Here is a 12,876-nt window from a genome sequence, read left to right as displayed (position 1 = left end):
CGCCAGCCCGCTAGCTGGGTGGTCGCGTTCGTCCCTGTGCGGAGTGGAGGTCGGTGCGTATGCGCCGACCGAACCGGGGCAGCCGGCCCGGGGTGGGCTTCGGTGGTCGCGTTCGACCCTGTGCGGGGTGGATTCCGGTGCGTGTGCGCCGACCGAACCGAACCGGGGTGGTCCGAGAGCCGCGGGGCTACCGGGCGCGCGTCACACGCGGACGGGGAGGCGGGGGATGAGGTCGGTGAGGAACGCGGCGGTGTCTTCCCAGCCGTCGACGGCGTGGCAGGTGACGCCCATCGCCAGCACCGGGTAGTCGTTGCCGTCGGGGTCGAGGCGATCGCCGACGAACAGCATGTCGTCGAGCGGGATGCCGGTCTGCTCCGACAGCTGCCGCATGCCGTAGGCCTTGTCGATGCCGCGGTGGGTGATGTCCACCGACGTGGAGCCGCCGGAGCGCACCTCGAGGTCGGGGATGCGCGCGGCCACGGCTTCGCGCAGGGCGTTCTTCTTCGCGCCGGTGGGATCCCAGGCGATCTTGGCCGCCAGTGGCGCGGACTGGCCGAGCGCGGAGAAGGTGATCTGCGAGCCGCGGTCCTCGAGGATGTCGCCCCAGGTCTCGCTCTCCCACAGCTCCAGGCGTCGTGCCTCTTCTTCGACGGCCGCGAGCGCGCGGGCCTTCTCGTCGTCGGTCAGACGGTGGGCGTAGACGGTGCCGATGCCGTCGGCCGTGAGGCGGTAGTACTGCGTGCCGCAGGTGGGGAGGAGGTGGAGGGCATCCCGCACGGCGTCCGAGGCTGCCGGCAGGTTGTCGACGACCTGCACCTGGAACTGCTGCAGCTGACCGCCGGAGATGATGGCGACCTCGACGCGTTCGGCCAGTTCCACCAGCAGCGCGCCCATGCGCGGGTCGATGGCGCTCTTGGACGGCGCGAGGGTGTCGTCCAGATCGAAGGCGATGAGGCGGGGGGTCGGCATCGGTCGCTCCTGTCGGACGTGAGTGTAAGAAGGGCCCCGCCTTTCGGCGGAGCCCCTCTGTTGTCGGGGTGACAGGATTTGAACCTGCGGCCTCGTCGTCCCGAACGACGCGCGCTACCAAGCTGCGCCACACCCCGTGGCAACCCCTCTAGCCTACCCGATGTGAGGGCGTGCTCCGAACCGGATCATGCTCGCGGAACCAGCGTGAGCAGCGTCGCCTCGGGCAGGCACCCGAATCGCACCGGTGCGTAGATCGAGTGTCCGATGCCCGCGCTCACGTTCAGCGGGGCGGATGCCGCGCCGGTCGTCCACGTGCTGAGGCCCCGCGCCTGATCGAGCGGGATGTCGCAGTTGGCCACGAGGGCCGAGCGCGATCCGGGGATGCGCACCTGGCCGCCGTGGGTGTGGCCGGCGATGAGCAGATCCGCCCCCCGCGCGGTGAAGTCGTCGAGGATGCGCCGGTACGGGGCGTGGGTGACGCCGAGGTTCAGATCCCCCGCCGGCAGTGGAGCGAGCGCCGCGTGCATCTGGTCGAGGTCGTCCCAGTCGCGGTGGGCGTCGCTCACGCCGAAGGCGCGGATGTGCAGGCCCCCGGCATCCACCATCGCCGCGCTGTTGTCGAGGTCGACCCAGCCGAGCTCGTCGGTCAGGAACCGGTCGAGCGCGCCCGTGTCGAGCCGCGTCGCCTTTCGGTGGCGCTGCGAGGGACCGCCGAAGTAGCGCAGCGGGTTGCGGGGGGAGGGGGCGACGAGGTCGTTGGAGCCGTGCACGTAGACGCCGGGGATGCCGGCGAAGGGAGCCAGCGCCATCCGGATGCCGTGCAGGCCCTCGGCATGGCCGAGGTTGTCGCCGGTGTTGACCACGAGGTGGGGCTCGAGTTCGGCCAGGGACGCGATCCAGCGCTGCTTGCGCCTCTGCCACGGCGCCATGTGGGCATCGGAGATGTGCAGGATGCGGATGGGCCGCGTGCCGGCCGGCAGCAGCGCGAGGTCGTGCCGGCGCAGCGTGTACAGGTGCCGCTCGATGCCGATGCCCCAGACCGCAGCTGCAGCTCCCGCCGCCCCCACCGCCGCGAGGGCGGTGAGGGCGATGCGGGGCGCGGTGGCGCGCTCAGCCACAGGTGAGGGTGATGGTCGCGCCGCGACCGGTCACGGTGCCGGCAGCGGGCGTGGTGCCCGTCACCTTGGGGCCATCGTCGTTACCAGGCCCGTCGCCCCCGCCGCCGTCCGCACAGGGGACGATCGACGAGAAACCGGCGCTCCGCAGGGCATCGACCGCCTTGTCGGAGGTCATGCCGGCCACCGTGGGCACTGCCACACCCTGACCGTTGCTGGGGCTGATCCGCACGGTGGTGCCTCCGGGCACCCGACCGGCGCCCGGGTCCTGCGCGGCGATGATGCCGGCGGCCTCCGCGGCGTCGACGGGCTCGGTCACCTCAACGCTGAACCCGGCGGCCTCGAGCGTCTTCGTGGCATCCTCGACGGTCATGCCGACGACGCTGGGAAGGTCGGAGAGGATCTGGCGGGTGAGGTTGGCGTCGGGACGCGGGAAGGCGTCGCCGCCGTACTTCGCGTTGGCCGCGCGCTGCATCTCGGGCCAGATCGCATGCCGCATGCGCCACAGCTGGTAACCGTTGGCGCGCATGCGGTGCAGCTCCGAGAAGCCCTCCACGTTGCCGACCCAGACGACCGTCGCGACCTTGGTCGAGCTGCCGTCCATCCAGGTCTGGAACTGCTCGTGGATACCGGTCTTGCCGATCACGGGCACGCCGTCGAAGGTGCGCGACGCGATGGCGGAGCCGCTGTTGATGACGTTCGCGAGCGTGTACGCCGCCGTCGCCGCGACGGTCTCGTCGAGCACGCGCGTGCACGTGGTCTCCGGGATCGGAAGGTCGTTGCCGGCCGAATCGGTGATGCGGTCGATCGCCTTCGGCTCGCAGTACATGCCGCCCGAGGCGATGGTGGCGTAGACGCCCGCCATGTCGATCGGGGCGATGTTCATCGAGCCGAGGATGTCGTACGGCGCGTTGGGCGAGTTGCCCGCCTCATACGTCTTGGTGCCGTCGGCGATCGTCACGCCAAGGCGGTCGGCCATCTTGTTGATGTCGCAGACGTTGAGCTTCTCCGCCATGGCGAAGAACCCGGAGTTGAGCGAGTCGGAGGTGAACTTGAACGGCGTGCTGACGTAGCCGCGCGACCCCTCGAAGTTACCGACCTCACCGGCGCGGATCGTCTGGGTGCCGAGGTCGCAGCCGCGGTCGATCTTGAAGGTGCGCAGCGTGCCGTTGAGGGTCTCGTTGACGGAGTGCCCCTTCTCGAGCCACTCCAGCAGGGTGAAGACCTTGTAGGTCGAGCCGACGTTGAAGCCGTTGGATCCGCCGTTGGCCTTGCGGGTGTTGAAGTTGATGGCCGAGTACGTGGGGTCTTCCAGCTGGGAGGCCGACTGCGCGTAGTTCTTGTTCTGCACCATCGACAGCACACGGCCGGTACCGACCTCCAGCTGCACGCCGGAGGAGCCCAGGTTGATGCCGTCCATCGCCTTCGGCACGATCGAGATCGCTTCCTCCGAGGCGGCCTGCAGGTCGAGGTCGATGCTCGTGTAGATGCGGTACCCACCCTGACGCAGCGCAGCCTTGCGCTCGTCGGAGGTCTCGCCGAACACCGGATCGGTTTCGACGATCGTGCGCACGTAGTCGCAGAAGTAGGCCGATCCGCCGGCCATCTGGCAGCCCTGATCGGTCGGGGTGATGTTGGGCGTGATGGGCTCTGCGTAGGCCGCGTCGTACTCGGCCTGGGTGATCTTGCCGTCGGCGAGCATGCGGTCCAGCACGTAGTTGCGCCGGTCGAGGGTCTTCTTGTACCCGTTCGCCACGCCGTTGGTCTCGCTGTCGGGACGGTCGATGCGGTACCCGTTGGGCTCCTGCACCATGCCCGCGAGGGTCGCGGCCTGGCTGAGCGTCAGGCTGGCGGCATCCACCCCGAAGTAGTACTTGGCCGCGGCGCCGATGCCGTAGGTGCTGCCGCCGAAGTTGACGATGTTGAGGTAGCCGAGGAGGATCTCGTCCTTCGTGTACGTCTTCTCCAGCTGAATGGCGTAGCGCATCTCCTGGAGCTTGCGCTGCAGGCCGCCCTCCGAGATGTCGCCGTTGGTGGCCTCGAAGTAACAGGCGTCCCGCTCTTCGGCGTTGGCGGCGTTCTCCTCGCAGCGCTGCACGAGGATGTTCTTCACGTACTGCTGGCTGATGGAGGACCCACCGCGGTCGGAGGTGCCCCGGACGTTGGCGATCACGGCGCTCATCGTGCCGACGAGGTCGACACCGCCGTGCTTGTAGAAGTTCTTGTCCTCACTGGCCAGCACCGCGTCGTAGACGAGGGGGCTGACCTGGTCGAACTCCATCGGCACGCGGTTCTGGTCATAGAACCGGGCCAGCAGCACGGGCTGGTCGTTGTGGGTCGCGTAGATCTCGGTCGGCTCCATGAGCTCGTCGATCTCGAGATAGCTCGGCATGTTCTCGAACATCGAGATCGCATTGCCTGCCGCGTAGCCGCTGACGGCGATGGCGGGCGTGACCGTCGCGGTGACCAGGATGCCTGCCACGGCGCTCAGGCCGACCAGGCCCAGTACACCGCCGAGCACACCGCTGGCCGTCCGTTTCTTGTGGGGCATAGGCTGATCGTAAGCCAGAACCCTGGGGGAAGGCTCGACAGGATGCCGTGCGTCGCGCCGTGCGGGTGCCCGGCGAGCCCGCCTTGAAACGTCGAGATCCGGAGCCGCCATGACCACCTGGGAATACCTCACCACCCCCCTGCTGATCCACAACACCGCTGCCATCCTCAACAACTGGGGCAAGCAGGGGTGGGAGCTGGTGCAGGTCGTGACCGGTCCCGAAGGCGGCCTGGTGGCCTACCTCAAGCGCCCGACCGGCGGCGGCTCGGCCAACGCCGGCCTCGACGCCGCGGCGCAGGCCGCCCGTCAGTTCGAGGGGGAGTGAGCATGGGTCTCTCCGCGCGTCTGACCGAGCTCGGCATCGAGCTTCCCGCCGTCGTCCCGCCCGTCGCCGCCTACGTGCCGGCGAAGGTGCACGGCGACCTCGTGTACACCGCGGGGCAGCTTCCGATGGTCGCGGGCGCACTCCCGGCCACGGGCAAGGTGGGCGACGGCCACGGCCTCGTCCCTGCGGCGGATGCCGCCTCCTACGCGCGCCAGTGCGCGCTCAACGCGATCGCCGCCGCCGCGGCCGCCGCCGGGGGCGTCGACCGCCTGGCCGGCGTGCTGAAGGTCACCGGCTTCGTGGCATCCGTCCCCGAGTTCACCGGCCAGCCCGGCGTCATCAACGGTGCGAGCGAGGTGCTCGGCGAGATCTTCGGCGACGCCGGTCGCCACGCCCGCTCGGCGGTCGGCGTGCCGGTGCTGCCGCTGGACAGCCCCGTCGAGGTCGAGGTCGTCTTCACCCTCGCCTGAGCCGAGCCGCGAACGCAGAGATCCCCGGGACGAGCGAATCGGCCCGGGGATCTCTGCGTGCGGATGGCTCTCAGCGCACCTGCGCGGAGATCACGCTCATCACGGCGGTGTCGGCCAGGGTCGTGGTGTCGCCCACCTCGCGGCCTTCGGCGACGTCACGCAGCAGCCGCCGCATGATCTTGCCCGACCGCGTCTTGGGTAGCTCGCCGACGATGTACACGTCGCGGGGGCGCGCGATGGGGCCGATCTGCTCACCGACCCACGACCGCAGACCCCCGGCCAGTCCCTCGGGGGAGTGCGCGGAGAGGTAGCTCTGCTTGATGATGACGAATGCCACGACCGCCTGGCCGGTCGCCTCGTCCGAGGCCCCCACGACCGCCGCCTCGGCGACCGCTTCGTTGGCCACGAGCGCCGATTCGATCTCCGTCGTCGACAGCCGGTGACCCGAGACGTTCATGACGTCGTCGACGCGGCCCATGAGCCACACGTCGCCGTCGTCGTCGAGACGGGCGCCGTCACCGGCGAAGTAGTAGCCCTGCGTGCGGAACTTCTCCCAGTACGTCTCGACGAAACGGTCGGGGTCGCCCCAGATGCCGCGCAGCATGCTGGGCCAGGGCTCGGTGACAACGAGCAGGCCGCCGTTGCCGTTGCCGACATGGGTGCCGTCCTCATCGACGACGTCGATCGAGATGCCGGGCAGGGCGACTTGTGCCGCGCCGGGTTTGGTCTCGGTGACCCCCGGCAGCGCGGAGATCATGATCGAGCCGGTCTCGGTCTGCCACCACGTGTCGACGATGGGCGTCGTCTTGCCGCCGATGATCTTGCGGTACCACATCCACGCCTCGGGGTTGATGGGCTCTCCCACCGATCCGAGCAGTCGCAGCGACGAGAGATCGAACTTCTGCGGCACTTCGCGCCCGACCTTCATGAAGGAGCGGATGGCGGTGGGCGCGGTGTAGAGGATCGTGACGCCGTACTTCTCGACGATCTCCCACCACCGGCCCGGATGCGGCATGTCGGGGGTGCCCTCGTACAGGACCTGCGTCGCGCCGTTGGCCAGCGGGCCGTACGCGACGTAGCTGTGGCCCGTGACCCAGCCGATGTCGGCGGTGCACCAGAACACGTCGGTCTCGGGGTGCAGGTCGTGCACGACCCGGTTCGTGAACGTCGTCTGCGTCAGGTAGCCGCCGGAGGTGTGCAGGATGCCCTTGGGCTTACCCGTCGTGCCGGAGGTGTACAGGATGAACAGCGGGTTCTCGGCGGGGAAGGGCTGCGCCTCATGCTGGGGTGAGGCTGCCGGCACGACGTCGTGCCACCACAGGTCGCGTCCCTCGGTCCACTCGACGTCGTTGCCGCCGCGGCGCACGACCAGTACGTGCTCGACCGTCTCCTGCGCGCCGCCGCCGTTGCGCCCGGCCAGGGCGAGGTCGACGGCGGGCTTGAGGGGGGAGACCTTGCCCTTGCGGTAGCCGCCGTCGGCGGTGATGACCAGCTTCGCGCCGGCATCGTCGATGCGGGTGCGCAGGCTGTCGGCGGAGAACCCGCCGAACACGACGGAGTGGATGGCGCCGACACGGGCGACGGCGAGCATGGCCGCCACCGCCTCGGGGATCATCGGCAAGTAGATCGCGACGCGGTCGCCGGCGCCGACGCCGAGGTCGGTGAAGACGTTCGCGAGGCGCTTGACCTCGTCGGTCAGCTCGGCGTATGTCACGCGGCGGGAGTCGCCCGGCTCGCCCTCCCACAGCAGCGCCACCCGGTCGCCGTTGCCTGCCTCGACATGGCGGTCGAGGCAGTTGTAGGCGACGTTGAGCTCGCCGTCGGCGAACCACGTCGCGAACGGCGGGTTCGACCAGTCCAGCACCTGCGTGAACGGCTTGTGCCAGTGCAGCAGGTCGCGGGCCTGGTCGGCCCAGAACCCCTCGCGGTCGGCGGCGGCCCGTTCGTACAGTTCCGCAGTCGCCACGGCGTTGTCGGCGAACTCTGCGGATGGCGCGAACCGGCGCGTCTCGTTCAGCAGGTGGTCGATCTGGCTGCTCATCGGCACGCTCCTTTGCGGGTCGGCGTGACGGACTGACCGTCATCGCGGGTCACTCTATTGAGCCACGCGGCCGGCTCACTACCGCCGATAGTGGGGGGCAACGACGGATGCCGGCACGAATTTGAGTAGAAACGGCGCGCTCGTTTGGTGCGGCGGGCCCGGCTTTGTAAGCTCGGTCTCGGCCGAATTCAATTTCTGGCATATGCAACGCCCGTCCTCCCCCCGGACGGTGTTCGTTGTCCGGCGGCATCCCATTCCCCCCATGGGATGCCGCCACTTCCTTTTTCGCCTCCTCCCCAGGGCGGATCGTCGGGTGGTACGTCCACCGATCGAGGTCTGCGGCCCGCGCCGCGAGTGCACTTCGGCTTAGCGTCGCGGCATGACCACAGCCTTCGTCGTCCAGCCGAGGCGACCCTCCGCCGCGCCCGCCACCGGTGCACCCCTCACTAGGCCGGTGGTTCCGTTCGTCGGTGCGCGGCCCCGGGACCGCGTCGTCGCCGCGCCCGCGCCGCAGCCTCGCCGCGCGGTGCCGGCTGATGTCGCGCTCGCCCCGCTCGCGACGTACCTCGCGGACCCCGAGGTGACCGACGTGTTCGTCAACGGGGCCGGTGGCCTGTTCGTCGACCGCGGCCACGGCGCGCAGCCGGTCGCCGCGTGGCGGGCGGCGGAAGAAGAGGTACGCGCGCTCGCCGTCGATCTGATCGCGCTGGGCGGGCGCCACCTCGACGACGCGACACCGTGCGTCGACGTGCGGCTGGAGGGCGGGCTGCGTGTGCACGCCGTGCTGCCGCCGGTCTCGCGCGGCGGCACCCTCATCTCGGTGCGGGCCGCTGCGGCGCAGGTGCCCGACCTCGATGCCCTGCAGGAGCGCGGCATGTTCACCGCACGCACGCGGGAGCTGCTGGACGCGCTCGTGACCGAGCGCATCAACCTGATGGTCACCGGCGCGACAGGCGCGGGCAAGACCACGCTGCTCGCGGCTCTGCTCGACCGCGTGCCGCACAGCGAGCGCATCGTCACGATCGAGGATGTGGCGGAGCTGCGGCTGCGGCACCCGCACCACGTGCGGCTCGAGGCGCGCCAGCCCAACCTCGAGGGCGCGGGTTCGGTCCCGCTGGCGCGGCTGGTGCGTGAGGCGCTGCGCATGCGACCCGATCGGCTGGTGGTGGGGGAATGCCGTGGCGAAGAGGTGCGCGAACTCCTGACGGCACTGAACACCGGGCACCACGGCGGCGCGGGGACGATGCACGCAGGCGGCATCGGCGAGGTGCCGGCGCGGCTGGAGGCTCTCGGCGCGCTCGCCGGGATGGATGAGCGGGCGGTGGCGCGCCAGGTGGTCAGCGCCATCGGCTGCATCGTGCACGTGGCGCGCGGCGGCGATGGGGTGCGCCGGGTCGTCGGCATGGCCCGGCCGGTGCTCACCGGCGCCGGGCTGTCCCTCGACGAGGTGCCGCGGTGAGAGGGCGGCGGCCGCCACCGCCGTCGGCGGATGCCGCGGCGACGACCGTGCTGCAGCTGGCGGTGCTGCTGCAGGCGGGCATCACGCCGTCCCAGGCGTGGCGGCATCTGGCGTCAGCGGGCGATGCGGTGGCGGCCGGGGTGTGCGAACGCACCGCTGCGGGAGTCGCCGTGCCCGCGGCGATCGCGACGGCAGGCGACGCCTGGCGCCCGGTCGCCGACGCCTGGACGGTCGCCACAACGGTCGGTGCGCCGCTCGCTTCGAGCCTGCGCGCCGTCGCCGAGGCCCTGCGCGACGCGCAGCAGGCCGCCGACGACGTGCGGGTGGCGCTGGCGGAACCTGTCGCCACGTCCCGGCTCATCGCCTGGCTGCCGGTGGTGGCCGTCGGGCTGGGCGCCGCGCTCGGATTCGACTCCATCGGCGTCGTCTTCACCCAGCCGCTGGGCGCGGCGGCGGTGGTGGCCGGTGCGCTGTGCATGCTGGCGGCGCACCGCTGGACGGCGCACCTGGTCGGGCGGGCGCAACCGCCGCCCGGCATCCCGGGGCTGGAGGCCGAGCTCTTCGCCGTCGCGCTGGCGGGCGGGGCCTCGATTCCGCGCGCCCAAGAGCTGGTCGTCGCCGCCGGTGCCGAGCCCGAGGCTGCGACCTCGGCCGTGCTCGACCTCTCCCGCACCGCGGGAGCGCCGGCGGTCGAACTGCTGCGGGCTGCCGCCGCGCACGCCCGCCATCGTGCCCGGGTCGACGGGCGGCTGCGCGCGGCGCGGCTCTCGTCGCGCCTGCTCCTGCCGCTGGGTGTCTGCACGCTGCCCGCCTTCCTGCTGCTGGGCGTCGCCCCCATGCTGCTCGGCGTGCTGGCAGCCACGCCGCTCACTCTCTGACCCGTGCCCACCCTCAACAACCGAAGGAGCACCATGACACGGAAACACCCTCCCGCCCTCCCCGCGCTCACGCGTCGCCGGGCGGCGCGGCTGCTCGACGACGACGCCGGGGCCGCGACCGCGGAGTACGCCGTGGCGACCATGGCCGCTGTCGCGTTCGCCGGTCTTCTGGTGGTGATCATGCGCTCCGACGAGGTGCGCGGCATCCTCACCGACCTGGTGCGGCGCGCCCTCACGGTCGCCTGATGCCCCGCCGCCGGTGGGGCGAGCGTGGCTCGGTGACGGCCGAGTTCGCGGTCGCCCTGCCTGCGGTGGTCGTCGTCTTCGTGCTGTTCGCCGGGGCCCTGAGCGCCTCGGGGCGCCAGGTCAGACTCGAGCAGGGCGCGGCGCAGGGCGCGCGGCTGGCGGCGCGGGGCGAGGTCGACGCACGCGTGCAGGATGCCGTGTCGCGCGCGGTCACCGGTGCCACCGCCGCCATCGGATCCGACGGCGACCTGGTGTGCGTCACGGCCACCGCGCCGACGGGCCTGCCCCTGCCGCTCGGCGCGCTGCGCGCGACCGCGTGCGCAGTGGGGGAGGGTCGCTGATGCCCGGTGCGGTCGCCGCCGTCGGTGTGCTGGCGACGGGCGTGCTCCTCGGCGCGTCGCTGCTGAGCGTCGGAACCGCGGCGGCGTGGAGCCAGCGGCTCTCTGGGGCCGCCGACGCCGCCGCGCTCGCCGCTGCCGACGCGGCATCGGGTGCCGTCGCAGGCGTGCCGTGCGAACGTGCAGCCGAGGTCGCCGCCACCGCGGGGGCGGCGGTGATCGCGTGCGAGCTCGACGACCTCGTGGCCACCGTCACCCTCGGTGCGACGTACGGTGTTCTGCCCGTTTCGGTGGCCGCCCGTGCCGGTCCGCCGCCGGGAGCGCCTGCCGGTCCGCCTCTGGCCCCGCCGTGAGGGGTGTGATGGAGACGTCGGAGATCTCTCGGTGTTCTCCAAGCGAGCGCTGAACGGGCGTGGTTATCCTTTCGCTCCGTCGGGCGACGGCGGACACCCGACTGACGGACGTCGTGGATTTCCCCGGCCGTCCTCAGATGATCCGCGAGCAGTCGCCTGAGTACCCTGTCGCCGCGTCTCCAGCGGTGGTTCCGGCCGTCAGCTGCATTCGGCACGATCACCGGTGGGGTGCGGTGCGACCACGTGCGCCGCACCGCGGCGCAAGTCGGAAGGCACTCATGAACTCGCACCTCTCTTTCCTGCGCCGTCGGCGCCATCGCAGGCACGGCCTGCTCGCGGTTGTCGGCACGCTCGCCGCAGCCGCACTGGTCGCGACGCCGTTGATGCCCGCACAGGCGAGCATCGACGACGCCGCCCCGGTGGCCGACGCGAGAATCGGACCGAACACCGAGATCATCACCAAGGCCCCCGCCGAGGGACTGCGGACCACGACCTATCTGCCGCCCACGGCCATCGTGCCCGATCCCGCAGTCCCGTACCCCGACGATGCACCGGCGGACTTCACCTCGCAGTACGGGTTCATCGGCATCATCAACACCACGTCGGTCGATGACCCGTCCCTCATCGGTGAGATGTACTGCATCTCCGTGCGCGTGCCCGCCGCTGCCGGCATCAGCTACCGGTCGGGGGCATGGTCGGAGGCCAATGTGCCGAACATCGGTTACGTCACCTACGTCCTCAACAACTATTTCCCGGCGGTCGCTGCGCCGGCGGGGCTGACGCCCGACCAGCAGGCGGCCGCCGTGCAGGCGGCGATCTGGTACTTCACGGACGGGGTGGTGCTGGGCGTGGATTCGCCTGTTCGCGCTGCCACCGCGGCGATCATCGCGGACGCCCAGGCCAACGGGCCGGTCACCGAGCCGGCGGCGCCCGAGGTGGCGATCAACCCGGCATCCGTCTCCGCACCCGTGGGGAGTGTCGCGGGGCCCTACGTCGTCACGGCCGGCGGCGCCGCGGCGGTGACCGTGAGCGTGCCGACGGGCTACACGATGTACAGCGACGCCGCCGCCACGATGCCGATCGCGAACGCGAGCAGCGTCCCCTCGGGGACATCGATCTGGGTCACCGGGCCAGGGGCGACGGGCGTGGAAACAGTCCTCAACGCGCGAGCCAGCGTGACGGTGCAGCGAGGCAACATCTACCTCTACGACGGCGACACCCCGTTGTACAGCGAGGCGCAGCCGCTGATCCTCGCCGAGACGACGCAGCTGGATGCCGTCGCGACGGCGACGACGGAGTTCTTCACCGCCGGCGAGCTCACCGTCCACAAGGCATATGCCGGGGGCGCCGTGGGCCGGCAGGGCGTTGCTCAGCTCCTCATCGACTGCGGCGAGGGCTACACGTTCGCGCAGGACATCCCCGCGGGGACCAGCACGACCCAGACCTACTCGTTCCGCGGCATCCCGGTCGGCAACACGTGCACGGTCACCGAGCCGACCACAGGAGCCACCACCGAGGTCGGCGTCACCACCGACGCCCCGCAGACGGGAACGATGGCCGAGGAGGGCATCGCGCTGACGGTGACCAACACCGTTGAGCTCAACCCCGGCTCGCTCACCGTGGTCAAGGTCATCGACGGCACGGCCGCCGGGCAGCAGTCCGCCATCTCCCTGTCGGCGACCTGCGACAACGGCCTGGCGGAGACGTTCGACATCCCCGCCGGCGCGACCGCAGGGGAGTACGCGCAGACGTTCGGCGGCCTGCCTGCCGGCACGGAGTGCACCGTTGCGGAGCGGGAGTCGGGCGCGAACAGTTCCGTACGCGTCCTCGCTGACGACCCGGTGACGGTGACCATCGCGCCGGGGGCAGTGACGGAGGCGAGGCTGACCAACACCGTGGAGCCCGAACAGGCCGCGTCCGGTAACACGGGGTCGATCTCGGGAGGCGGCGTGGCGCCGATGCCGGGAAGCGACGCGGTGCCGATGCTCGGCGGCGACGGGCTGGCGAACACCGGAGGCGACTCGCCGATGCCGCTTCTGGCGGCGGCCGCGGGCGTGATCGGTCTCGGCGCGCTGCTGATGGTCGCCGTGCGAGCGAACCGTCGCAAGGCGGAGTGAGTTGAGGGTGGGGT

General features: G+C 71.1%; 12 protein-coding genes and 1 tRNA gene. 8 read left to right on the top strand and 5 right to left on the bottom strand.

Annotated features, from left to right (window positions below):
- Nucleotides 1-201: 201 nt before the first annotated feature.
- The 4 genes from ACFVR6_RS07600 to ACFVR6_RS07585 all read right to left on the bottom strand — a co-directional run bounded on the left by ACFVR6_RS07600 (nt 202) and on the right by ACFVR6_RS07585 (nt 4,635).
- On the bottom strand, nt 202-969 hold the full coding sequence (locus ACFVR6_RS07600; protein WP_386960741.1) for an HAD-IIB family hydrolase: 768 nt from the start codon (nt 967-969) through the stop codon (nt 202-204).
- A gap of 63 nt (nt 970-1,032) precedes the next feature.
- A tRNA-Pro gene (locus ACFVR6_RS07595) sits at nt 1,033-1,106 on the bottom strand.
- A 48-nt stretch (nt 1,107-1,154) separates the two neighbouring features.
- Nucleotides 1,155-2,087, bottom strand: a complete 933-nt coding sequence (locus tag ACFVR6_RS07590) for a metallophosphoesterase (RefSeq protein ID WP_386960738.1) — start codon at nt 2,085-2,087, stop codon at nt 1,155-1,157.
- Complete coding sequence (locus ACFVR6_RS07585; RefSeq protein ID WP_386960736.1) at nt 2,080-4,635, bottom strand: transglycosylase domain-containing protein; 2,556 nt, start codon at nt 4,633-4,635, stop codon at nt 2,080-2,082. Before ACFVR6_RS07585 ends, ACFVR6_RS07590 begins: the two co-directional genes overlap by 8 nt.
- Before the next feature lie 109 nt (nt 4,636-4,744).
- Between ACFVR6_RS07585 and ACFVR6_RS07580 the strand changes: the two genes are divergently transcribed.
- Together ACFVR6_RS07580 and ACFVR6_RS07575 are read left to right on the top strand one after the other, a co-directional pair.
- Nucleotides 4,745-4,960, top strand: a complete 216-nt coding sequence (locus ACFVR6_RS07580; RefSeq protein WP_386960733.1) for a hypothetical protein — start codon at nt 4,745-4,747, stop codon at nt 4,958-4,960.
- 2 nt (nt 4,961-4,962) lie between these two features.
- Nucleotides 4,963-5,430 carry a RidA family protein gene (locus ACFVR6_RS07575; RefSeq protein ID WP_386960730.1) on the top strand — a complete coding sequence of 156 codons (468 nt, stop codon included), beginning with the start codon at nt 4,963-4,965 and terminating at the stop codon, nt 5,428-5,430.
- Nucleotides 5,431-5,500: 70 nt separating this feature from the next.
- Here the strand turns inward: ACFVR6_RS07575 and acs are convergent, their stop codons facing one another.
- A complete protein-coding gene (gene acs / locus ACFVR6_RS07570; protein WP_386960727.1) occupies nt 5,501-7,471 on the bottom strand; it encodes an acetate--CoA ligase in 1,971 nt (656 codons plus the stop codon).
- Nucleotides 7,472-7,850: 379 nt separating this feature from the next.
- On the opposite strand from acs, the gene ACFVR6_RS07565 reads away from it, so the two are divergent.
- From ACFVR6_RS07565 to ACFVR6_RS07540, 6 genes are all read left to right on the top strand, one after another.
- The gene (locus ACFVR6_RS07565; protein ID WP_386960724.1) at nt 7,851-8,930 is read left to right on the top strand and encodes a TadA family conjugal transfer-associated ATPase; all 1,080 of its coding nucleotides are present in this window, start codon (nt 7,851-7,853) and stop codon (nt 8,928-8,930) included.
- Nucleotides 8,927-9,808 (top strand): type II secretion system F family protein, encoded by an 882-nt coding sequence (locus ACFVR6_RS07560; RefSeq protein ID WP_386960721.1) that lies wholly within the window; start codon nt 8,927-8,929, stop codon nt 9,806-9,808. Before ACFVR6_RS07565 ends, ACFVR6_RS07560 begins: the two co-directional genes overlap by 4 nt.
- A gap of 33 nt (nt 9,809-9,841) precedes the next feature.
- The gene (locus tag ACFVR6_RS07555) at nt 9,842-10,054 is read left to right on the top strand and encodes a DUF4244 domain-containing protein (protein WP_386960718.1); all 213 of its coding nucleotides are present in this window, start codon (nt 9,842-9,844) and stop codon (nt 10,052-10,054) included.
- On the top strand, nt 10,054-10,395 hold the full coding sequence (locus tag ACFVR6_RS07550) for a TadE family type IV pilus minor pilin (protein ID WP_386960715.1): 342 nt from the start codon (nt 10,054-10,056) through the stop codon (nt 10,393-10,395). The genes ACFVR6_RS07555 and ACFVR6_RS07550 overlap by 1 nt, the downstream gene beginning before the upstream one ends.
- Nucleotides 10,395-10,745 carry an Rv3654c family TadE-like protein gene (locus ACFVR6_RS07545; RefSeq protein WP_386960712.1) on the top strand — a complete coding sequence of 117 codons (351 nt, stop codon included), beginning with the start codon at nt 10,395-10,397 and terminating at the stop codon, nt 10,743-10,745. Before ACFVR6_RS07550 ends, ACFVR6_RS07545 begins: the two co-directional genes overlap by 1 nt.
- 278 nt (nt 10,746-11,023) lie before the next feature.
- Nucleotides 11,024-12,862, top strand: a complete 1,839-nt coding sequence (locus ACFVR6_RS07540) for a DUF5979 domain-containing protein (RefSeq protein ID WP_386960709.1) — start codon at nt 11,024-11,026, stop codon at nt 12,860-12,862.
- Nucleotides 12,863-12,876 lie beyond the last annotated feature (14 nt).

The organism is Microbacterium sp. NPDC058021, assembly GCF_042885955.1.
GTDB lineage: Bacteria > Actinomycetota > Actinomycetes > Actinomycetales > Microbacteriaceae > Microbacterium.
The sequence above is the reverse complement of the archived record's forward strand: the minus strand, read 5'-3'. Positions and strand labels throughout refer to the sequence as shown.

Excerpts from the sequence above, each read along its gene's own strand:
- ACFVR6_RS07550 (WP_386960715.1), top strand. The coding sequence starts at position 10,054 with ATGCCCCGCCGCCGGTGGGGCGAGCGTGGCTCGGTGACGGCCGAGTTC.
- ACFVR6_RS07555 (WP_386960718.1), top strand. The coding sequence starts at position 9,842 with ATGACACGGAAACACCCTCCCGCCCTCCCCGCGCTCACGCGTCGCCGG.
- ACFVR6_RS07585 (WP_386960736.1), bottom strand. The coding sequence starts at position 4,635 with ATGCCCCACAAGAAACGGACGGCCAGCGGTGTGCTCGGCGGTGTACTG.
- ACFVR6_RS07575 (WP_386960730.1), top strand. The coding sequence starts at position 4,963 with ATGGGTCTCTCCGCGCGTCTGACCGAGCTCGGCATCGAGCTTCCCGCC.
- ACFVR6_RS07545 (WP_386960712.1), top strand. The coding sequence starts at position 10,395 with ATGCCCGGTGCGGTCGCCGCCGTCGGTGTGCTGGCGACGGGCGTGCTC.
- ACFVR6_RS07600 (WP_386960741.1), bottom strand. The coding sequence starts at position 969 with ATGCCGACCCCCCGCCTCATCGCCTTCGATCTGGACGACACCCTCGCG.
- ACFVR6_RS07565 (WP_386960724.1), top strand. The coding sequence starts at position 7,851 with ATGACCACAGCCTTCGTCGTCCAGCCGAGGCGACCCTCCGCCGCGCCC.
- ACFVR6_RS07580 (WP_386960733.1), top strand. The coding sequence starts at position 4,745 with ATGACCACCTGGGAATACCTCACCACCCCCCTGCTGATCCACAACACC.
- ACFVR6_RS07540 (WP_386960709.1), top strand. The coding sequence starts at position 11,024 with ATGAACTCGCACCTCTCTTTCCTGCGCCGTCGGCGCCATCGCAGGCAC.
- acs (WP_386960727.1), bottom strand. The coding sequence starts at position 7,471 with ATGAGCAGCCAGATCGACCACCTGCTGAACGAGACGCGCCGGTTCGCG.